At 35.8% G+C, this 22,353-nt stretch carries 23 protein-coding genes; all 23 read left to right on the top strand.

Going from position 1 to position 22,353, the window contains the following annotated elements; all coding sequences use genetic code 11:
- The first annotated feature begins 392 nt into the window (after nucleotides 1–392).
- The 23 genes from AC0L8O_RS06920 (at nucleotide 393) to aroA (ending at nucleotide 22,185) form a co-directional block, all read left to right on the top strand.
- The gene (locus AC0L8O_RS06920; protein WP_026560223.1) at nucleotides 393–593 is read left to right on the top strand and encodes a DUF2768 domain-containing protein; all 201 of its coding nucleotides are present in this window, start codon (nucleotides 393–395) and stop codon (nucleotides 591–593) included.
- 27 nt (nucleotides 594–620) lie between these two features.
- Entirely contained in the window at nucleotides 621–1,343 is a 723-nt protein-coding gene (locus AC0L8O_RS06925) for a hypothetical protein (protein WP_473447084.1), read from the top strand.
- Nucleotides 1,344–1,557: 214 nt separating this feature from the next.
- Nucleotides 1,558–3,036, top strand: coding sequence for a stage IV sporulation protein A (spoIVA, locus tag AC0L8O_RS06930; RefSeq protein WP_026560221.1), 1,479 nt, complete (start codon nucleotides 1,558–1,560; stop codon nucleotides 3,034–3,036).
- A gap of 451 nt (nucleotides 3,037–3,487) precedes the next feature.
- Entirely contained in the window at nucleotides 3,488–3,766 is a 279-nt protein-coding gene (gene hbs, locus AC0L8O_RS06935) for a non-specific DNA-binding protein Hbs (protein WP_034332307.1), read from the top strand.
- A 229-nt stretch (nucleotides 3,767–3,995) separates the two neighbouring features.
- On the top strand, nucleotides 3,996–4,562 hold the full coding sequence (gene folE / locus AC0L8O_RS06940; protein WP_026560219.1) for a GTP cyclohydrolase I FolE: 567 nt from the start codon (nucleotides 3,996–3,998) through the stop codon (nucleotides 4,560–4,562).
- 122 nt (nucleotides 4,563–4,684) lie between these two features.
- The gene (gene mtrB, locus AC0L8O_RS06945; RefSeq protein ID WP_026560218.1) at nucleotides 4,685–4,909 is read left to right on the top strand and encodes a trp RNA-binding attenuation protein MtrB; all 225 of its coding nucleotides are present in this window, start codon (nucleotides 4,685–4,687) and stop codon (nucleotides 4,907–4,909) included.
- Between the two features lie 417 nt (nucleotides 4,910–5,326).
- Entirely contained in the window at nucleotides 5,327–6,103 is a 777-nt protein-coding gene (locus AC0L8O_RS06950) for a heptaprenyl diphosphate synthase component 1 (protein WP_473447085.1), read from the top strand.
- 2 nt (nucleotides 6,104–6,105) lie between these two features.
- Nucleotides 6,106–6,822: a demethylmenaquinone methyltransferase gene (locus AC0L8O_RS06955; RefSeq protein WP_473447086.1), complete on the top strand. Its 717-nt coding sequence runs from the start codon at nucleotides 6,106–6,108 to the stop codon at nucleotides 6,820–6,822.
- Between the two features lie 224 nt (nucleotides 6,823–7,046).
- A complete protein-coding gene (gene hepT / locus AC0L8O_RS06960) occupies nucleotides 7,047–8,009 on the top strand; it encodes a heptaprenyl diphosphate synthase component II (RefSeq protein WP_473447087.1) in 963 nt (320 codons plus the stop codon).
- A gap of 111 nt (nucleotides 8,010–8,120) precedes the next feature.
- Complete coding sequence (ndk, locus tag AC0L8O_RS06965) at nucleotides 8,121–8,567, top strand: nucleoside-diphosphate kinase (protein ID WP_473447088.1); 447 nt, start codon at nucleotides 8,121–8,123, stop codon at nucleotides 8,565–8,567.
- A 170-nt stretch (nucleotides 8,568–8,737) separates the two neighbouring features.
- A complete protein-coding gene (locus AC0L8O_RS06970; RefSeq protein ID WP_473447089.1) occupies nucleotides 8,738–9,514 on the top strand; it encodes a CheR family methyltransferase in 777 nt (258 codons plus the stop codon).
- A gap of 77 nt (nucleotides 9,515–9,591) precedes the next feature.
- The gene (aroC, locus tag AC0L8O_RS06975) at nucleotides 9,592–10,764 is read left to right on the top strand and encodes a chorismate synthase (protein ID WP_473447090.1); all 1,173 of its coding nucleotides are present in this window, start codon (nucleotides 9,592–9,594) and stop codon (nucleotides 10,762–10,764) included.
- The gene (gene aroB / locus AC0L8O_RS06980) at nucleotides 10,764–11,843 is read left to right on the top strand and encodes a 3-dehydroquinate synthase (RefSeq protein WP_473447091.1); all 1,080 of its coding nucleotides are present in this window, start codon (nucleotides 10,764–10,766) and stop codon (nucleotides 11,841–11,843) included. The genes aroC and aroB overlap by 1 nt, the downstream gene beginning before the upstream one ends.
- 11 nt (nucleotides 11,844–11,854) lie before the next feature.
- Nucleotides 11,855–12,223: a chorismate mutase gene (gene aroH, locus AC0L8O_RS06985; RefSeq protein ID WP_473447092.1), complete on the top strand. Its 369-nt coding sequence runs from the start codon at nucleotides 11,855–11,857 to the stop codon at nucleotides 12,221–12,223.
- Nucleotides 12,224–12,532: 309 nt separating this feature from the next.
- A complete protein-coding gene (trpE, locus tag AC0L8O_RS06990) occupies nucleotides 12,533–14,074 on the top strand; it encodes an anthranilate synthase component I (protein WP_473447093.1) in 1,542 nt (513 codons plus the stop codon).
- Nucleotides 14,043–15,062 carry an anthranilate phosphoribosyltransferase gene (gene trpD / locus AC0L8O_RS06995; RefSeq protein ID WP_473447094.1) on the top strand — a complete coding sequence of 340 codons (1,020 nt, stop codon included), beginning with the start codon at nucleotides 14,043–14,045 and terminating at the stop codon, nucleotides 15,060–15,062. The genes trpE and trpD overlap by 32 nt, the downstream gene beginning before the upstream one ends.
- Nucleotides 15,055–15,819, top strand: coding sequence for an indole-3-glycerol phosphate synthase TrpC (trpC, locus tag AC0L8O_RS07000; protein ID WP_473447095.1), 765 nt, complete (start codon nucleotides 15,055–15,057; stop codon nucleotides 15,817–15,819). Before trpD ends, trpC begins: the two co-directional genes overlap by 8 nt.
- Nucleotides 15,812–16,465: a phosphoribosylanthranilate isomerase gene (locus AC0L8O_RS07005; protein WP_473447096.1), complete on the top strand. Its 654-nt coding sequence runs from the start codon at nucleotides 15,812–15,814 to the stop codon at nucleotides 16,463–16,465. The genes trpC and AC0L8O_RS07005 overlap by 8 nt, the downstream gene beginning before the upstream one ends.
- A complete protein-coding gene (trpB, locus tag AC0L8O_RS07010) occupies nucleotides 16,446–17,642 on the top strand; it encodes a tryptophan synthase subunit beta (RefSeq protein WP_473447097.1) in 1,197 nt (398 codons plus the stop codon). Before AC0L8O_RS07005 ends, trpB begins: the two co-directional genes overlap by 20 nt.
- Nucleotides 17,639–18,442, top strand: coding sequence for a tryptophan synthase subunit alpha (trpA, locus tag AC0L8O_RS07015; RefSeq protein WP_473447098.1), 804 nt, complete (start codon nucleotides 17,639–17,641; stop codon nucleotides 18,440–18,442). Before trpB ends, trpA begins: the two co-directional genes overlap by 4 nt.
- Nucleotides 18,443–18,543: 101 nt before the next feature.
- Nucleotides 18,544–19,626: a histidinol-phosphate transaminase gene (gene hisC, locus AC0L8O_RS07020; RefSeq protein ID WP_473447099.1), complete on the top strand. Its 1,083-nt coding sequence runs from the start codon at nucleotides 18,544–18,546 to the stop codon at nucleotides 19,624–19,626.
- 117 nt (nucleotides 19,627–19,743) lie between these two features.
- A complete protein-coding gene (locus AC0L8O_RS07025) occupies nucleotides 19,744–20,847 on the top strand; it encodes a prephenate dehydrogenase (protein ID WP_473447100.1) in 1,104 nt (367 codons plus the stop codon).
- A gap of 42 nt (nucleotides 20,848–20,889) precedes the next feature.
- Nucleotides 20,890–22,185 carry a 3-phosphoshikimate 1-carboxyvinyltransferase gene (aroA, locus tag AC0L8O_RS07030; protein WP_473447101.1) on the top strand — a complete coding sequence of 432 codons (1,296 nt, stop codon included), beginning with the start codon at nucleotides 20,890–20,892 and terminating at the stop codon, nucleotides 22,183–22,185.
- The last annotated feature ends 168 nt before the right edge of the window (nucleotides 22,186–22,353 follow it).

Below are 22,353 nucleotides of genomic sequence, written 5' to 3' on the forward strand. Positions count from 1 at the left end.
AAAGATTAATGGCGACAATAGGCATTAGAGGATACAAAAGCTTCCTCTTCCGCATAAAATGCATCGTAGTCAAATAAGAGTTGTTCTTATTGTTGGGTACTATTTAGTCGGTTTACCATTTGCTGAAGTAAAGATCGTCCCCTCTTTACTTCAGTATTTTTTAATGTCATAAATGCCGGCAATTAGTTTTTCCATTACTACCAATTAATCAGGTTATGTATTGTTGTAATTAACATGAATTTTGGACAAGCAATTTGAAGTGTAATATAATCTACGATGAGTCAGCTGAATTTTTAAAAATACATAATGGTGCTTAAAAAAGTGGTAGTTCAATTTAAATGTTAAGTCCAACTAAGACGTGATTTAAGCGTTGCCACAAAGGAGGAATCTTGGTGAGTCCAGCATTAATGAAGATGTGGATTTCGTTTGCATCAATGGGATTCATGTTTATCTCTATCATACTTATTTATTTAAGTCGTTTTAAGCTGAAAGGTGTAATCAAAGCTATTGTGACAATTTTAGCCTACATCTTTATGATTCTAGCAGGAATCATTATTATCTTTGTCGTTTTTACAGGACCTGTTTCAGAATAAATATATGTTAAAAGGAAGTTATTGACTATGAAATTGTCAAATACACTTGTGATCATAATAAGCTGTTTTTTATTGACAGGATGTTTATATCCTGAAGAAAAGCTTCAAAAAAATACAATACCATATAATGATCAAATCCAAGCGGTACAAACCTCAATTGATCAATATCAGGAGGATACGAGTGGTCTATTGCCGATAAAAACAAGAGATATGTCAACTCCGATTTATCAAAAGTATCCAATAGATTTTTCTGCTTTAACTCCAAAATATATGGCTGAGCCGCCTGGAACTGCTTATGAAACCGGCGGTATTTATCAATATGTTTTAGTTGATGTTGAAGAGGATCCAACTGTTAAATTAATTGATTTAAGAATGGCTGAAGAAATCCATGCGCTCAATGTAAAACTAAATGTTTATCGTCAGGCAAATGGATATCCTCCTTTTAAAGATGTTATTACCGATGAAATTTATTCATTAGATTATGAAAAACTTGGTTATAAGGAAGATCCAATGGTTGAGAGTCCTTATTCAGGTGAATTTTTGCCATTGGTCATTGATAAAAATGCACAGATTTATGTAGATTACCGAATTGATCTTAATAATGTCCTTAAAGATCATGAACATAGCTTTAAGCAAGGCGACGATATTAGAGAATTATTAGTTAAGGAATACCAATTTGTGCCTGCATATTCCCTTCCGTATACAATTGATGAAAAGGGAGAGCCAGTTTTTTTAACAGAAGAAAATTAAATAAAAATTTTAGTCATGAACCCTTCATAAGAGAATAAACTCTGAAAGAAGGGTTTTCTTTTTCGCTTTTTTTAAACCAATTCTTAATAAGGCGATACTTGAAAAAAATTTCGAAACAAAGTCATAAATAAATAGGACAATGTCATACATATATAGTGTCCTATTAGAAAACGGATAAGCTTTATCCCAAATTGTATGATCGGGAGGGGATCACTTGGAAAAAGTAGATATTTTCAAGGATATCGCTGAACGAACCGGTGGCGATATATATTTAGGTGTAGTTGGTGCAGTACGAACAGGTAAATCTACTTTTATTAAAAAGTTCATGGAATTAGTTGTACTACCTAACATTGACAATGAATCTGACAAAGCGAGAGCTCAAGATGAATTACCGCAAAGTGCTGCTGGTAAAACAATCATGACAACAGAGCCAAAATTTGTCCCTAATCAAGCTGTTTCCATTCATGTTGATGAAGGACTTGATGTCAATATTAGATTAGTAGATTGTGTCGGCTATACAGTACCTGGTGCTAAAGGTTACGAGGATGAAAATGGTCCTCGAATGATTAATACTCCATGGTATGAAGAACCAATACCTTTTCATGAAGCAGCAGAGATTGGAACACGTAAAGTTATACAGGAACACTCGACTCTCGGTTGTGTTATCACTACAGATGGTTCTATCGGAGATATTCCGCGCAGAGACTATTTAGAAGCCGAAGCACGAGTAATTGAAGAGTTAAAAGAAGTCGGTAAACCGTTTATTATGATTATTAACACGGTGCATCCGCATCATCCTGAAACAGAAGCCCTTCGTCAAGAATTAAATGAAAAGTACGATATTCCTGTACTAGCAATGAGCGTTGAGAGCATGAGAGAAACAGATGTAATCAATGTTCTTAGAGAATCTTTATACGAGTTCCCAGTATTAGAGGTAAATGTGAATCTACCTAGCTGGGTGATGGTACTAAGAGAAGACCATTGGTTAAGACAGAGCTACCAAGAAGCGGTTAAAGATACTGTAAAAGATATTAAGAGATTAAGAGATGTTGATCGAGTTGTTGGACAGTTTAGTGAGTATGACTTCATTAATCGAGCTAGTTTGGCTGGTATTGAGATGGGGCAAGGTATCGCGGAGATTGATTTATATGCTCCGGATGACTTATATGATCAAATCTTAAAAGAGGTTGTAGGAGTTGAAATTCGCGGGAAGGACCATTTACTCCAATTAATGCAGGATTTTGCATATGCAAAGGCCGAATATGATCAAGTGGCTGATGCTTTACGAATGGTTAAGCAAACAGGGTATGGTATTGCAGCGCCAGCATTAGCTGATATGAGTTTAGATGAACCTGAAATTATCCGCCAAGGATCAAGGTTTGGAGTAAGACTAAAAGCTGTTGCTCCATCTATTCATATGATAAAAGTTGATGTGGAATCAGAGTTTGCTCCGATTATCGGAACAGAAAAGCAATCAGAGGAGCTTGTTCGATATTTAATGCAGGATTTTGAAGATAATCCATTATCGATTTGGAATTCAGATATATTTGGAAGAAGCTTGAGCTCTATCGTTCGTGAAGGCATCCAAGCAAAACTATCGTTGATGCCGGAAAATGCACGATATAAATTAAAAGAAACATTAGAAAGAATAATCAATGAAGGCTCCGGTGGATTAATTGCAATCATTTTATAATGATTAGACCTCTTAATAAGGGGTCTTTTTTTGTGCAATCAAAAGGATATATTTATGAAGTTGGTCGGACTTGTAAAGCAGAAGTTGATGTCATCAAAACGTGATTGAAATCCTAATATTTTGACGGAGAATTTTACAGATTTAGTCAAAAAACAGAACAAATGGCCGTGTTGGAGTTGGAAAGCCTTGGTACCATTGGTTTTTTATTTTGTTTTCTCTTGATTCACATGAATGATTATGTTAATCTTTTTACAGAAATTCTTTTCTCTATTGGTCGATTCTTCCTAAATATCCATTCATCATGATGAAAATGATTGAATTATGTTGAAAAATCGTTTAAGATAAGCGTGTTACGAATAAAAACATGAATTAATCATGTATACAATTGATGAAAACTGTGAAGAAATGAAGACTAATAAGAGTTCCATCCCTTTGGGAGGAGGTGAAAGGCATGAATAAAACAGAACTTATCAACGCAGTAGCAGAAGCTAGTGAATTATCTAAAAAAGACGCAACAAAAGCAGTTGATGCTGTTTTCGATACAATTTTAGATGCACTAAAAGATGGTGATAAAGTACAACTTATCGGTTTCGGTAACTTTGAAGTTCGTGAGCGTGCGGCTCGTAAAGGGCGTAACCCACAAACTGGTGAAGAAATTGAAATTGCTGCAAGCAAGGTGCCTGCTTTCAAACCAGGTAAAGCATTAAAAGACGCTGTTGCAGGAAAATAAGTTAATTTGTCATGTAATAACTATTACATACAAGCTTCTTTATGAAAGCCCCTTTTTATAAGGGGCTTTTCATTTGGAATGAATTTTTATGTGATCATGCTCGTTTTTTTCCTCAAAATAAATATTTTAAACGGAAATAAACTAATATTGCCTGCGTTGTCTTACTTTGCTTTTCTTAGTATGTATATGCTAGAATCTGTATCAAATAAATGACCAGGAGGCTAAATTGATGGTGCATGTTAATCATGAAAAAATTGAACAAGCCGTAACATTAATTCTTGAAGCAATTGGAGAAGACCCTTCAAGAGAAGGGTTGATAGATACGCCAAAACGGGTAGCTAAAATGTATGCTGAAGTTTTTAGTGGACTAGGTGAAGATCCAAGTGAACATTTTAAAACTATCTTTGGAGAAGATCATGAAGAACTTGTGCTAGTAAAGGATATTCCATTTTATTCAATGTGTGAGCATCACTTAGTTCCTTTTTTCGGTAAAGCACATATTGCTTATATCCCTAAGGGTGGAAAGGTAACAGGATTAAGTAAACTTGCTCGAGCAGTAGAGGCTGTTGCAAAAAGACCGCAACTCCAGGAGAGAATTACATCAACGATTGCTGATTCAATTATGAAATCACTTGAACCTCATGGAGTCATGGTAGTTATTGAAGCAGAACATATGTGTATGACGATGAGAGGTGTGAAGAAACCGGGATCACAGACAGTTACATCAGCGGTAAGAGGGGTTTTTCGGAAGGATGAGACATCCAGGTCTGAAGTGCTGTCACTAATTAAAGGGTAGTTAAAATGCCAACTAATGCTTATCTAACCCACGAACATTTTTATGAGCTTTCTCTAATAGGAAATGGTATGATGTATAAGAGAATACATATAGTTAATCTGTAAAAACAGGCAGGTGTAAGGATGAATCAAAAAAATGATTTTGTAGTAATTAAGGCAATTGAAGACGGAGTTCATGTTATTGGCTTAACCAGGGGCTCTGATACAAGATTCCACCATTCTGAGAAACTGGACAAAGGTGAAGTGATGATAGCCCAATTCACAGAGCATACTTCTGCCATTAAAATAAGGGGTAAGGCTCAAATTCAAACGGCTATTGGAGAATTGGAAAGTGATTCTCGCAAATAAATATCCTTGTATTATGGACGTGATGACTGTTGGATACGCTTGACTTCTGATTGTTCTAATTCTAGTTGATGCAAATGTAAAGAGTGTCATAGGATTTGAATTCGGGAGAGAGCAGGCGTTCTGTACAGTCTAAAATGTTATTAAGCATTATGAATAAACTATATTAAAAATAAAAATCCATTTTTGGTTATGATATAATAAAATATGTTTATGTTTATTATATAAATAGTACATATAGATCTAATTTATATTTGTTCTAAAACCTAATAAATAAGTGGAGTAGAGGCCATTACAATATAATTTAAATTTGTCCCCTTTTCCACATATGGCAGGTTCTTACTAGTAGAGTAAACACATTTTAGCAAGAAGCAGGCTAGTAAGTGATAGGATAGAGATAATGTTAATTTGGGGACAAGGGTGATATATTTGCAGGACTTAGTAGTACATTTAGCTAAATTAAAGAAAGATTTAGAGGAGAAGCTCGAACATCCTTTTTTAGTCAAGCATTTACCTTCACCCAAGATTGATGAAGATAAATTGCTACTGTTATGTGCGATTTTTGATGAGATGGATCTTTCTGATGAAGTAAAGAGAAGCTATATTATGACGGCTATGTTTGTTCAAATTGCCCTTGATACACATGATAAGGTTACAACGAATCTTCATATTAATTCCGAAGAATTTGTACAGAGACAACTAACAGTCTTAGCTGGAGATTACTTTAGCGGGTTGTATTATTTAATGCTTTCTGAAATTAAGGATATTAAGATGGTTCGAACGTTAGCAATGGCAATTAAAGAGATTAACGAACATAAAATTAGATTATACCATGAACATAATCTGAATTTGCCCTCAATGATGAATAGTCTTCAAATTGTTGAAACCAGCCTGTTTCAACACGTAGCCAATCATTTTAAGCTTAATTCTCATAAGGCATTTAGTATAGACTTCCTAACTTATAAAAGGCTATCTCATGAAAAATTTCAACAGGTAAATGGAACAGTACGAAGTCCATTTACATTTAATTATTTGACAGAAACGTGTAATGTGTATTTTGAAAAGTCTGTTTCTCTTCTTAATTCGGGATTTTTAAGAGGATCTGCCTTTAGGGAACTGTTGTCAGATCGACTTCATTCAATCCGTTTTCACGATGCATTACTACATGAGAAAAAGACAGTGGAAGAAGGTTTATAAGTATGGGTCAGTCGAAAGAGGAAAGAGTCCATGGTGTTTTTGAGAAGATTTATGAAAATTATGATCAGATGAATTCTGTCATTAGTTTCCAACGACACAAAGTATGGCGTAAGGAAACGATGAAACGAATGAATGTTAATAAGGGACAATCTGCTTTAGATGTTTGTTGTGGTACAGCAGACTGGAGCATTGCCTTAGCAAATGCAGTAGGACCTGAAGGTAGTGTGACTGGACTGGATTTTAGTCAAAATATGCTAAAGGTGGGTAAGCAAAAGATACACCAGCTAGGGTTACAAAATGTGAGTTTAATCCATGGAAATGCAATGCAGCTTCCTTTTAAAGATAATAGTTTTGATTTTGTTACAATTGGATTTGGTCTCCGAAATGTTCCTGATTATATGCAAGTATTAAAGGAAATGAATCGTGTATTAAAACCTGGTGGAAAGGCGGTTTGTTTAGAAACCTCTAAACCAACTTTACCGGTATTTAAGCAATTCTTCTTTATTTACTTCCGCTATGTAATGCCGCTATTTGGGAAAGTTTTCGCTAAAAGCTATAATGAATATTCCTGGCTACAGGAATCCGCACGTGACTTCCCTGGAATGTCTGAACTAGCTACAATGTTTAAGGAAGCTGGCTTCATTGACATACAAGTAAAAGCCTTTACAGGTGGTGTAGCAGCAATGCACCTCGGTAGTAAGGCTAAAGAGATTGAATAACAATGATAGGTATGACCAATTTCTTAAAAAGTGGGTTTAAGAAAGATAAACTCTTTTTTGTACTTTAAGAAACTTTCATTTTTTTAGGTATAGAGTATTAGTAAAGACATCGACTCTCTCCACTATTATGGACGGTAAGTTGTGTTCTTCTAAAATGGTCATTCATTAATTATTACCGGGTACTCTTATCCACAACAATTAATCGGAGTTTAAGGTGAATTCGTATGAAATTAAAAGCAATGTACTCTTTTTTAAATAATGACCTTAATATAATCGAACAAGAACTGGAAATAACAGCTGTTTCAGAATACCCTTTATTGCGTGAAGCGAATGTAGAATTACTAAAAGCAGGTGGGAAACGAATTCGCCCAGTATTTGTATTATTGTCTTCTATGTTTGGAAACTATGATATAAACATAGTTAAACATGTGGCTGTTGCATTAGAAACAATACATATGGCATCACTTGTTCATGATGATGTTATTGATGATGCTGAGTTAAGACGAGGTCAACCCACTGTAAAAGCAAGGTGGGACAATCGGATTGCGATGTATACAGGAGATTATCTACTTGCAAGGTCACTTGAAGTGATGACGAAAATAGATAATACGACAGCACATAAAATATTATCAAAAGCTATCGTCGATGTATGCTTAGGGGAAATAGAACAAATAAAAGATAAGTATCGATTTGACCAATCAATTCGAACTTATCTAAGGCGAATTAAGCGTAAAACAGCACTCTTAATCGCAGTAAGTTGTCAACTTGGAGCCATCTCTTCGGAAGCACCTGAGGAAATCCATAGAAAATTATTCTGGTTCGGATACTATGTAGGCATGTCGTTTCAAATTACAGATGATATTTTAGATTTTACCTCGACTGCTGAGGAACTTGGTAAACCGGTTGGCAGCGATCTTCTACAAGGAAACATCACTCTGCCTGTGTTGTTTGCCCTTGAAAATCCAATTATTAAAAAAGAGATAGAAAAAATTACGATGAATACTACAGCAGAAGATATAAAACCAATATTAGAAATGATTCAATCCTCCGGGGTTATAGAGAAATCTGTAAAAATAAGTGATCGTTATCTACAAAAAGCCTTTCATATATTAGAAGAGCTTCCTAAAAATCGGGCAAGATCTACTCTGTACAGTATTTCGAAGTATATTGGAAAAAGAAAATTTTAAATTAATTATTGATATCTCCACCCTGTCATTGCAATCTTTTCCCCTACATGATATTATTTTTTTGAGTGTGAAAGCCTATACATAAATTTTCTATGGGGTGGAGAATATATTATGGAAAAAACATTTTTAATGGTTAAACCTGACGGTGTACAACGCCAACTAATAGGGGACATTGTTAGTAGATTTGAAAGAAAGGGCTTACAAATGGTTGGGGCAAAGTTGATGACAATACCTGTTGAATTAGCTGAACAGCATTATGGTGAACATAAAGGGAAGCCATTTTATGATAAATTAGTGCAATTTATCACTTCTGGACCGGTTTTTGCAATGGTTTGGGAAGGTGAGAATGTAGTGGAATTAACTCGTAAAATGATGGGGAAAACAAACCCTAAGGATGCAGAACCAGGAACAATACGTGGGGATTACTGCATGTATGTTAGTAAAAACATTATTCATGGATCAGATTCGACGGAAAGTGCTGAAAGAGAAATAAACCTGTTTTTTAATGATAATGAACTTGTAAGCTATAATAAAGCAATAAATAGTTGGATTTATTAACAGATTCATAGGAAACATGGGGGTTCGGATGCCAATTCGAACCCCTATTTTCTTTTACAAAACAAGTTTCGCCAATTTTCTTTAAAAATTGAGCAAATTCAAACAAATTTAAGATATACTATAAAGTAATATTGGATGATTATATTTGACAATTTTTAGGAGAGCTGACAATGGTTGACCAAGATTATGAATTATTCATAAAAAATATCAAAAGGAAATCAGGAATTGACCTTTCTCTATACAAAGAAGCCCAAATGAAGCGAAGATTAATATCACTCTATGAAAAAAGAGGATTTACAAGTTTTAGTCAATTTTTTGAAGGGATATCTAAAAAGAGTGAATTATATTATGAATTTTTAGATCGGATGACAATTAATGTATCTGAATTTTATCGTAACTATAAAAGATGGCAGGTTCTTGAAGAAAAGATTCTTCCCTCTTTAATAGAGAAAAACGGTCATATAAAAGTTTGGAGTGCTGCCTGTTCAACGGGTGAGGAACCTTATACAATTGCCATGATTCTGTCTAAGTTCATGCCGTTAACCAAAGTGAAAGTGTTAGCAACTGATATTGATGAAAATGTTATAGCAAGAGCAAAGTTGGGAATATATCCTGAGCGTTCCTTAAATGAAGTACCTGCCGAAATAAAGAATAAATACTTTAAAAAAGATGGCACTAATTTTGTAGTTAGTGAGGAAATTAAGAAAACAGTCCAATTCAAAAAACAGAATTTATTATCAGATACGTTTGATACAAACTTTGATTTAATTGTTTGTCGAAATGTTTTAATATATTTTACAGAAGATGCTAAGGAAACTTTATACTCAAAATTTAGCCAAGCCTTAAGAAAAGATGGAATTTTCTTCGTTGGAAGTACTGAACAAATTTTTAATGCAGATCGTTTTGGTTTTAAATCTGCAGATACATTTTTTTATCAAAAGAAGTAAAAACTTGCTATTTTATTTGAATAACTTATGTTATATTTATACTTAAAAGCGTTAGTGCGTTGAAGGGAGAGAGAACAATGAGATATTTAACAGCTGGTGAATCTCACGGGCCTCAATTAACTGCTATTGTAGAAGGTGTACCGTCAGGACTTAATTTAACAGCAGAAGCGATAAATATTGATTTAGCAAGAAGACAAAAGGGGTATGGTCGAGGCAGAAGAATGCAAATTGAAAAAGACCAGGTACAAATATTAGGTGGAGTCAGACATGGAAAAGCACTAGGATCTCCTATTTCTTTAGTTGTTGAAAATAATGATTGGAAACATTGGACAAAGATTATGGGTGCAGAGCCAATTTCCATGGAAGAAGAGAAAGAAGTTAAACGACAAATTACACGTCCACGCCCTGGTCATGCAGACCTAGTGGGTGCAATGAAATATGGTCATCGAGATATGCGTAATGTACTTGAGCGCTCATCTGCACGTGAAACGACTGTAAGAGTAGCGGTTGGAGCATTAGCTAAGCAAATTCTAGCAGAGCTAAACATTAAAGTTGTTGGTCATGTTCTAGAAATAGGTGGAGTACGTGCCGAAAATACAAATTATGATAATATTGACGATTTATTAGCAGTGACTGAGGAATCTCCTGTAAGATGCTATGATCGTGAAGCAGAATCAAAAATGATGGAAGCTATCGATAATGCGAAGTCAAATGGTGATTCAATTGGTGGTGTAGTTGAGGTCGTTGTGGAAGGGTTACCGGCTGGTATTGGAAGTTATGTACATTATGACCGTAAACTTGATAGTAAAATAGCAGGTGCGATTGTAAGTATAAATGCATTTAAAGGTGTAGAATTTGGAATTGGATTTGAAGCTGCACGTAAATTTGGCAGCCAAGTTCACGATGAGATCATTTGGTCCGAAGAGGATGGCTATACAAGAAAAACAAATCGCCTTGGCGGTTTTGAGGGAGGCATGACAACTGGAATGCCTGTTGTTGTCAGAGGCGTTATGAAGCCAATTCCAACTCTGTATAAGCCGCTGCAAAGTGTAGATATTGAAACAAAGGAACCATTTACTGCAAGTATTGAGCGTTCAGATAGTTGTGCAGTACCAGCAGCAAGTGTAGTTGCTGAGGCTGTTGTAGCATGGGAAATCGCAAATGCTATAGTGGAACAATTTGGTATTGATCGGATGGATTTAATTAAGGAAAACGTGGAAGCAATGAGAAAACACACGAGGGATTTCTAATGAGATCAATTAAAATCAAAACAACAGAATCAGAGTATCCCGTCCTTGTGGGAGAAAACGTTATAAGTGAACTTACGGCGATTCTAAGCGATTTATCTCCTTCAAAGGTTTTGATTGTAACTGATTCAAATGTTGATAAGTTATATGGTGAGAAATTAGTAAGTACAATTTGTCCTCATTTCACAACTTTTAAGTATGTTATTACTAGTGGGGAAGAAGCAAAATCTTTTGATGTGTTTTATGAATTACAAACTTTTGCATTAAAACAGCAGTTGGATCGAAAGTCTGTCATTCTTGCTTTTGGTGGTGGTGTTGTCGGCGATTTAACGGGGTTTGTAGCAGCGACATTTATGAGAGGAATTCCTTTCATACAAATCCCAACAACTCTTTTAGCACATGATAGTGCTGTTGGGGGAAAGGTTGCGATCAATCATCCGGAAGGGAAAAATATGATCGGCGCATTTTATCAGCCTAAAGCAGTTGTTTATGACAGTCACTTCTTAGGAAGTCTGCCTATTGAAGAAATGAGATCTGGCTTTGCAGAGGTTATAAAACATGCACTAATTCGAAGCGAATCATTATTTCTATATTTACAAAACGAAATACATGATTTGCAGGATATGAATCATGAGCGGCTAGATAAAATGATTCTTGAAGGAATTAAAATTAAAGCAGATGTTGTTTCAAAAGATGAAAAAGAGCTAGGAATAAGGGAAATTTTAAACTTTGGTCATACTTTAGGTCATGCAATTGAGGCTGAAGCCGGATACGGAAAACTGTCCCATGGAGACTGTGTGGCAACTGGAATGTTATTTGCTACTTGGTTAAGCATGAAATCTTTAGATGTTTCGTTACCATATGAAGAACTAAAAGCATGGTTTAAGAAAATAGGCTTTCCAACGACCATACCGGATTCACAAGACACTGAAAATTTGATCAAAAGAATGATGAAAGATAAGAAGACAAAAGCGAATCAAATTAAAATGATTTTGCTTAAAAAGATCGGAGAAACGACATCTTTGACGTTTACTGATGAGGAACTACACATATTGGTAAATGAATGGAGATCAATCGAATAGGAGGAAGTCGCTTGATTAGGGGGATTAGAGGAGCTATCACCGTTACAGAAGATAATGAACAGCAAATCTTGAAGGCAACAGATGAAGTATTAAAGGAAATGATTAAAAAAAATAGTATTCAGCCGGAACAAGTAGCACAAGTTATAATCACGGTAACAGAGGATCTTATATCGACTTTTCCTGCAAAGGCATTGAGAAACATCGAAGGGTGGACGTATGTTCCTGTTATGTGTATGCAGGAAATACCTGTTAAAGGAAGCCTGAAAATGTGTATAAGAGTTATGATGACTGTGAGTACAGAGATTGAGCAGGATAAAGTCAATCATGTTTATTTAGAGGGAGCAACAGTTCTTCGTCCGGATTTGTCCGTTTCCTCTTAATAATTATTTGAAAATTTTAAACAGTATAACATCCAATCTTGACAGGTTGATTAGATTTATAATAACATGTTGGAGAAGATTGATTAGTAGATGAGTAGAAGAGTTTAGATTAGGGTAGCCGAGAATGAGTGAGTTTAGTTGAGGTTTTTTTCTAAAAGGCACAAGTCTACCCAAAAACCGTTCGTGTTTTTGGGTTTTATTTATATTATTCATTATTTGAAAATATTAAATATTGTGCTAACACAATCTTCAAATTATACAACCTCCTAAATGCTCGTTCTCCAAAATTTCTTGGAGGAGTGAGTTATATTGAATTTTTCTTCTTTTTCCACATTCTGTGAAGATAGCAAGCAATTTCGAACGATCCCCATTGTGAAAAAATATATTGTGGACACCTTCACACCTATTCAATTATTTCAATTATTTAAGGAAGAAGCTGTTTATTTGCTGGAGAGTAAGGATGCTGAATCAGAATGGTCCAGATATTCTTTTATCGGCTTGAATCCGTTTTTATTTATTGAAGAAACACATGGTGAGTTTTCATTATTAAATGAACAGCGTAAAACAATTACAAAGTCTGCTTCCATTACACAAATGTTTAAAGAACTTCAAAAACACTTATCTATAAAATTACCAGAGCTTGATATACCTTTTGTTGGCGGCGCAGTCGGATATATTGGATATGACACAGTATCCGTTATAGAAAAGGTTGAAAAACATAGGCTAAATGATTTGAATCAACAAAATTGTATGTTCTTTGTATGTGAAACTGTTATTGCGTTTGATCATCAAGAGAAGCAGCTTTATTTTATTCACTTTGAGAGGGTGAATGGTAACGAATCTGAGGAGCATTTAAAAGCTACTTATGACCTTGCTGAAGCCAAACTGAATAAATACGTAAGCATGCTGAAGCAGAAGCCTCAAGCAGAGAATATGCCGCTTGCAGTTTCAGATCAATTTGATCTTAATTTTGATGAAATTAAATCAAACTATGAGAAATCAAAGTTCATAGAGGATGTAGAGAAAGTAAAAGAATACATTAGAGCCGGGGATATCTTTCAAGGGGTACTTTCACAAAGATTTGAAATACCTATTTCAACAGATGGGTTTTCACTTTACAGAATTTTACGGATCGTGAATCCGTCCCCATACCTTTTCTACATTCGAATAAATGATACAGAGCTTGTTGGTAGCTCACCTGAAAGGTTAATTTATATTCAGAATAAGCATCTAGAGATTCACCCGATTGCTGGTACAAGAAGACGCGGAAAAACGATAGAAGAAGATTTGTACTTTGAGGAAGAACTTAAACATGACGAGAAAGAAAAGGCAGAGCATTATATGCTTGTTGATTTAGCTAGAAATGATTTGGGCAGGGTTGCAGAATATGGATCTGTTACCACTCCAACATTAATGGAAGTTGGCCGATTTTCTCATGTTATGCATTTAATTTCAAAGGTAACCGCAAGATTAAAAGATAATATACATCCGATGGATGCTCTACTTTCATCATTTCCGGCCGGGACTGTATCCGGTGCACCTAAAATTCGGGCTATGCAAATCATACAGGAGCTAGAACCTACAGCAAGAGGTAGCTATGCTGGTTGTGTAGCATATGTAGGATTTGACGGCAATGTTGATTCATGTATAACAATTAGAACCATTACAGTGAAAAATAATATTGCTTATGTTCAAGCAGGAGCAGGTATTGTTGTAGACAGTGTGCCTGAGCTTGAATGGAAGGAAACATGTAATAAAGCTAGTGCAATGTTAAAGGCTATACAGTTAGCTGAGAAAGTCTTTTCAAAGGAGGAGAAAAGTGATGAAAGAGCTTCTAGCAAAATGTATTGAGGGGAATACGTTAACAGAAAGACAAGCGGAAGATGTAATGGACTTAATTATGACAGGTGAGGCGACCCCTAGTCAGATTGCTAGTTTAGTATCTATCATGCGATATAGAGGAGAAACTGTTGATGAACTTGTAGGGTTTACAAAATCGATGAAAAAACATATGTCCAGTTTATCGTATAAAAGTGATGTCATCGATACATGTGGTACTGGTGGTGATGGTGCTTCTACATTTAATATATCAACTGCAGCAGCAATTGTTGTATCGTCTTTAAAGGTGAAAGTAGCAAAGCACGGTAACAGGGCAGTTTCCTCTAAAAGCGGAAGTGCTGATGTTCTTGAGAAACTTGGAGTGAATATTCAGACATCAAAAGATGAAGCATTGCAAAGTTTAGAAGAACGTCACATGAGTTTTCTCTTTGCACCAATGTTTCACTCTTCCATGAAGCACGCAGTAGTTCCAAGGAAAGAGCTTGGGTTCCGTACTGTTTTTAATTTGTTAGGTCCTCTTTCTAATCCGGCCAATGCTAAACGACAAGTCATCGGCGTTTTTTCTACAGAATATGCGGAGAAAATGGCAGAAGCATTAAAGCGTTTAGGTGCAGAGCACGTCATGCTCGTCACAGGACGTGATGGGCTAGATGAAATATCGATAACAACTGCAACAGATATTGTGGAATTAAAAAATGGTGAGATTAAGAGATATGTTCTTCAACCTGAAGATGTAGGGTTGAATAGTGGTATTATAGATGAAATCCAAGTGTCTAATGCAGAAGAAAGTGCGTTGTTAATCGAACAAATCTTAAAAGGAGAAGGACCAGTTAGTGCCGAGAATATAGTTGCGCTTAATGCCGGTGCAGCACTATATGTCGCTAATCAAGTCCCAACATTAGATATGGGTGTTATTTTAGCGAAGGAAGCAATAAAAAATGGTTCTGCATACAAGCAATTAAGATCATTACGTCATCAGCAGGAGGAGCATTATGCTTGAACAAATTCTTGAAACAAAAAAAGAGGAAATTAAACAGTTAATCATACCGGAAAATGAAGGACTGCCACATCGTTCTTTTTTACAGGCTTTAACCAAACCAAATCGTAGAGTAGCATTGATTGCTGAAGTAAAAAAAGCATCACCTTCAAAAGGATTAATTAAACCGGATTTCCATCCGGTTACCATTGCAAAAGCATATGAACGAGGAGGAGCGGATTGTTTATCAGTTCTTACCGACACCCCATATTTTCAAGGAAAAAAGGAATACCTTACAGAAGTGAAAAAAGCTGTGAAACTACCTGTCTTAAGAAAAGACTTTATTATTAACTCTAAACAAATAATCGAAGCAAAGCACATCGGTGCAGACGCTGTATTGTTAATAGGTGAAGCACTAGAGCCTTCTTTATTAAAAGAATTATATATTCATGCAGAGGAAATTGGACTGGACGTTCTTGTGGAAGTACATGATCAACATTATCTTGAACAGGTTTTGAAGGTCATTACGCCAAAAATTCTTGGGGTTAATAACCGAAATTTGAAAACATTCGAAACGAATATACATCAATTAAGTGGAATGATTGCATCTATTCCACAAGATACACTTCTTGTTAGTGAAAGTGGTATTTACACAAATGAAGATTTGGACTTGGTCCAACAATTTGGGGCCAATGCTGTTTTAGTTGGTGAATCGTTAATGAGAAAAGAGGATCAAACAATCGCCATAAAGGAATTGTTCGGAGAGTCTGTTTATGAATAAACCTGTTATTAAGTTTTGCGGTGTTCAAAATCTAAATGATCTTAAAGTCGTCTGTCATTCTCTTGCTGATTATATCGGATTTATATTTGCTGAAAGCAAGAGAAAGGTCGATCCATTTTTAGTTGCCGAATGGTTAGAGGAAGTAGACACAACAAAGAAAGTTGTCGCAGTCTTTGTAAACCCTACTGATGATGAAATTGAGAACGTTTTGAAACATGTACATGTTGATGTTATTCAATTTCATGGTAACGAAACTATAGAACAAATCAGACGCATTGGTCATTCCTTCGACGGTCAACTTTGGAAGGCACTTCATCATCATGACAAAACAATAGAGGAGATGGAGCATTATCATTCAGTTATTGATGGTTTTGTTATCGACTCTAGAACGAAGGGTCAGTGGGGTGGAACGGGTGTAAGGTTTGATTGGGATGCTGTACCTCAATACATTGATTTGGCAAATCAGCTTAAAAAGATTTGTTTGATTGCCGGTGGTGTGAATGAAAGAAATATAAGTGAATTATTATCCCTACATCCACAAGGAATTGACTTATCCAGCGGAATTGAAATAGATCAAAAAAAGAGTAGCGAAAAGGTCTATAAGATCGAAGAAAGGGTGTTACAGTATGTCAATATATCCAGATGAAAATGGTCGTTACGGTGATTTTGGAGGACGTTTTGTTCCGGAAACTCTTATGACACCGTTAGCAGAAATTGAACAAGCGCATATAGAAGCAATGAATGACCCTGAATTTTTAGAAGAATATCATTATTTACTAAAAGAGTATTCAGGTAGACCAACAACGGTTACTTTTGCCGGGAATGTAACAAATAAATTGGGTGGAGCAAAAATCTACCTGAAGCGTGAAGATTTAAACCATACTGGAGCACATAAAATTAATAATGCAATCGGGCAGGTTTTATTGGCTAAACGCATGGGAAAAACGAAAGTTATTGCTGAAACAGGAGCAGGACAGCATGGAGTGGCTACCGCAACAGTTGCAGCTAAGTTTGGCATGGAATGTAAAGTATTTATGGGAGAAGAAGATGTTAGACGCCAAGAGTTAAATGTGTTTAGAATGCAACTCCTAGGTGCCGAGGTAATCCCTGTAACAAGTGGAAATAAAACGTTAAAAGATGCAACAAATGAAGCGATGCGCTATTGGGTACAGCATTGTTCAGATCATTTTTATATCATTGGTTCTGTTGTAGGACCACATCCTTATCCATATATTGTCCGCGAATTTCAACGTGTGATAGGGGATGAAGCAAGGGAACAATTCTACCATATCGAGGGCTCTTTACCAACAAAGGTAGTAGCTTGTGTTGGTGGAGGAAGTAATGCGATTGGTATGTTTTCTGCTTTCTTACCGGATGAAGTTGAATTAGTAGGTGCAGAAGCAGCTGGAAAAGGTGTGGAAACTGATTTGCATGCAGCTACAATTACAAAAGGGACAAGGGGTGTTCTCCACGGCTCATTAACATATCTCCTACAAGATGAATATGGACAAATTATCGAACCATATTCAATTTCAGCAGGATTGGATTATCCAGGTATAGGACCTGAACATGCACATTTAGCAAGTACAGGGCGTGTGAAATATGAGAGTGTTACAGATCAAGAGGCACTCGATGCATTAGAGCTTCTAGCAAAAGAGGAAGGTATTTTAGCTGCAATAGAATCAGCACATGCTCTTTCCACCGCATTTAGCCATGCAAAAAAAATGAACGAGGACGAAAGTATATTGGTTTGTTTATCGGGAAGAGGAGACAAGGATGTTCATACGTTAATGGCTCATTATAAGGAGGTTGGAAAAGCATGACCCTTTTTAAACAGTCGGTAAACAGCCAATTATTCATCCCGTTTATTACAGCGGGTGATCCACATTCTGACGTAACTGTTGACCTAGCTATTGCACTTCAAGATGCAGGTGCATCAGCCATTGAGTTAGGTATCCCGTATTCTGATCCTGTTGCAGACGGGCCGGTTATTCAAAAAGCATCTAGTCGTGCGTTGAAAAATGGAATAAACATCATAGAGGCTATGAAACTAGTACCGAAAATGAGAAAAAAAGGCCTGAACATTCCAATAATACTCTTTACGTATTATAATCCTGTGTTACAATTAAATCAGGAATCCTTTTTCGCTTTACTGCGGGAAAACACAATAGACGGTTTATTAATTCCCGATATTCCATTTGAGGAAAGTGGAGAATTAAGGCAAAAATGTAAGGAACATTCTATCTCGTTTATTTCGTTGGTAGCTCCTACGTCATCAAGTAGAATTAAGATGATCGCAGAGGCTGCAGAAGGATTTATTTATTGTGTTTCATCTTTAGGGGTAACAGGTGTTAGAAAGAACTTTGATGAATCAATAACATCGTTTCTAGAAGAAGTAAAAAGTTACAGTTCTGTTCCTGTTGTAGTTGGTTTTGGTGTATCTTCACGGGAACAAGTAGAACAACTCTCAAACATTTGTGATGGTGTTGTAGTTGGAAGTGCTTTGGTACGAGAAATTGAACGCCTTCAAACAACTCTACTTGATGAAGAAGGGCGTCAACAAGCAATTGAAGACTTTAAAAAGTTTGCCAAGACATTTGTTTTGGTCAACGAAATGAAATGATTTTCATAGAATGATAATTTCATGATAGTAAACAATAGAGTGTGTGTTTAATAGATAATTGAATTCAAATATTGTTTACTTACTTAAAAGAGGTGTTTGCATTGCATGTAAAAGAACAGTTATTAACTTTAAAGCCGTATCAGCCTGGTAAACCTATAGAAGAGGTAAAAAGAGAATTTAATTTATCTAAGGTTGTAAAGCTTGCTTCAAATGAAAATCCTTATGGGTGCTCACCAAAAGCTAAACAAGCGATTGTAGATGAACTGGAACAATTGGCTATCTATCCTGATGGATATAGTGCTTTGCTTCGTTCGAAGCTGGCAGACAATCTAGGTGTAAAAGAGGAACAATTGATCTTTGGAAATGGATCAGATGAGATTGTTCAAATAATTTGTCGTGCTCTATTAAATCAAGAAACAAACACAGTTATGGCTGCTCCAACATTTCCGCAATATAAACATAATGCTGTGATAGAAGGAGCTCAAATTAGAGAAGTTCCATTAGTAGAGGGACATCATGACTTAGATGCAATGCTTGAGCAAATTGATGAAAAGACAACAGTTATATGGGTATGTACACCTAATAATCCAACGGGTACATATATAAACCGGGAAATTTTATTGAATTTCATAAGTAAGGTACCTAAACATGTACTAATAGTTGTAGATGAGGCTTATTTTGAATACGTTGTAGCAGATGATTACCCACAAACAATAGAATGGATTAATGATTATCCAAACCTTATGATCCTGCGTACATTTTCTAAAGCGTATGGACTTGCTGCATTACGTGTAGGTTATGGAATTGGGAATACAGAATTAATAAGAAAAATAGAACCTGCCAGAGAGCCTTTCAATACAAGCAGAGTTGCCCAGGCTGCTGCAATAGCTGCATTAGATGATGCAGAGTTTGTAGCTGAGTGTCGCGAAAAGAATAAAAAAGGCTTAAAGCAATTTTACGATTTCTGTGAAGAGCTGGGACTTGAATACTATCAATCAGAAGGGAATTTTATTTTAATTAACTTTAACAGAGATTCTGATGAGGTCTTTCAAGCTTTACTGAAAAAGGGATACATTGTTCGCTCAGGTAATTCACTTGGTTTCCCGACACACTTACGTATTACAGTTGGAAATACGCAGCAAAATGAAGAAATCATCGAAGCATTAAAAGATTTTGTTCAATAATAATCCAGAGGGTACTAGTCTAAATTTAGTATAAGCTTAGAAGTACCCTCTTTTTAAATGTAATATAAATTAATGAATAGCCTCATTGATGATAGGCCAAAAAAGGTGATTACAGAAATGGTAAATAAAGTTTATTTAATAGGCCTTGGGTTAATAGGAGGCTCAATAGCATTATCTATAAAACAAAAAAATCCGACTATTCATATCATTGGTTTTGATATAAATGTAGAGCAGGCTAATCTTGCCAGGAGAATAGGTGCCATTGATGAGGTATCTACAGAGCTATTTCCTGACCTTTCAACAATTGATATGATTTTTCTTTCTACGCCAGTTCAACAAACAATTAACATTATTGAAGAACTTAAATCACAAAACTTAAAAAAAGATGTGATCGTGACAGATGTTGGGAGTACGAAAGTAAAGATTGTAGAGTGTGCAAACAAACATCTGAATGGAAAAATAAAGTTTATAGGCGGTCATCCAATGGCCGGCTCACACAAATCAGGAATTTTAGCAGCAAAACCACATTTGTTTGAAAATGCATTTTACATATTAACTCCTTCTAAATATGTAGCCCCCCATGATGTACAAAGCTTAAAAGATGTCCTTGAAGGGACAAAAGCTAACTTTATTGAAATGACTCCAGAGGAACATGATGAAGTAACAGGAGTAATTAGTCATTTTCCACATATTGTTGCTGCCAGCCTGGTGTATCAAGCAAAGAATCATGAGGAGGAATTTCCACTTGTTAAGAGATTAGCTGCTGGTGGTTTCCGGGATATTACTAGGATAGCTTCAAGTAATCCTTCTATGTGGCGTGATATTTTGCTTCACAATAAAGGCCCATTATTACATTTATTTGACGAGTGGATCTTAGAAATGAAACGAATAAAGGATCTTGTTGCAAAGGAAGAATCAGAGAATCTATTTACTTATTTTCAACAAGCTAAACAATATCGCGATGGCCTTCCTGAAAAACAAAAAGGGGCAATTCCTTCCTTCTATGATTTATATGTAGATGTTCCTGATTATCCGGGAATTATTTCAGAAATTACTGGATACTTGGCGAAGGAAGAGATTAGTTTAACGAATATACGTATTGTTGAAACACGGGAAGAAATCTATGGTGTTCTAGTATTGAGCTTTCAAACTGAAAAGGACCGGGAGCTTGCTATTAAATGTATTAATAAATACTCTTCTTATGAAACGTTTATGATGTAACGAGTTTAAATATCCAATAGGAAGAATGAATGAGGTGGAATCATGGTAGAGACAAAAAAACTATCGAAGATCAATCAGCTAACAGGCACAATCGAGATTCCAGGTGATAAATCTATTTCACATCGTGCTGTTATGTTTGGATCGATAGCTAATGGTAAAACAGAAATTTCCAACTTTTTAATGGGAGCCGATTGCCTAAGTACGGTTTCGTGCTTTAAAGAAATGGGAGTAGCAATTAATATTCAAGAAGGACATGTAACTGTTGAAGGAAATGGTTTTGATGGCTTAAAGGAACCTTCAGAAATATTGGATGTTGGAAACTCAGGAACAACAACCCGGTTAATGATGGGAATATTAGCAGGAGCACCATTTCACTCGTGTATTATTGGAGATGAATCAATCGCTAAAAGACCGATGTCCCGTGTAACAAACCCCTTAAGAATGATGGGAGCAAAAATCGATGGAAGAGAAGATGGTCAGTATACACCACTATCTATTAGAGGTGGAAACTTGCAAGCAATACATTACCATTCACCGGTTGCGAGTGCTCAGGTAAAATCAGCGATTTTGTTAGCTGGCTTAAATACTAAAAATGAAGAAACAACGGTTATTGAACCTCATAAATCTAGGGATCATACTGAAAGAATGCTCAGAGCTTTTGGTGTAGACGTGAAGGAGGACGAATGCTCTGCTTCAATTGTTGGTGGCCAAAGCCTACAAGCAACAAATATATTTGTACCAGGTGATATTTCTTCTGCTGCCTTTTTCCTTGTCGCTGGAGCCATTGTTCCTGATAGTGAGATTTTATTGAAAAATGTTGGTATTAATCCAACCAGAACCGGCATTTTGGATGTTCTGGAACAAATGGGTGCTTCACTTGAAATTACACCAAAAGAAGGTCACACTTTTGAACCTGTAGCTGACATTGTGATCAGAACTTCTTCTTTAAAAGGTACCACAATTAGCGGAGACCTTATTCCTAAATTAATTGATGAAATACCAGTCATTGCTTTATTAGCTTCACAAGCTGAAGGAGACACAATAATTAAAGATGCGAGTGAATTAAAAGTAAAAGAAACAAATCGAATTGATACCGTTGTTGGTGAATTGAAGAAAATTGGTGCCTCAATTCAAGCCACTGACGATGGAATGATTATTAGCGGTAAAACTAAATTAACAGGAAACGCTAAAGTATCCAGTCATGGTGATCACCGAATTGGCATGATGCTTGCGATTGCATCTTGTATAACGGAAGAACCAATTGAATTGGAAAGTGTGGATGCAATTGATGTTTCATACCCTACTTTTTTTGAACATTTAGATTCATTAGCAAAATAATAAACAGGCCTTTCACATTTTAAGTGAAAGGCCTGTTTGAACATAATTTACTTTGCTAAATACTCCATAAGCTTTCATCCATCAATGTATTTGCCTTTATCCAGTTATCCCCATTTTGCAAACACATACATAAATAATCGTCTTTCATCATAGCTTGTCTTAAGAGGT

This window comes from Metabacillus sp. KJ11-3, from assembly GCF_055808295.1.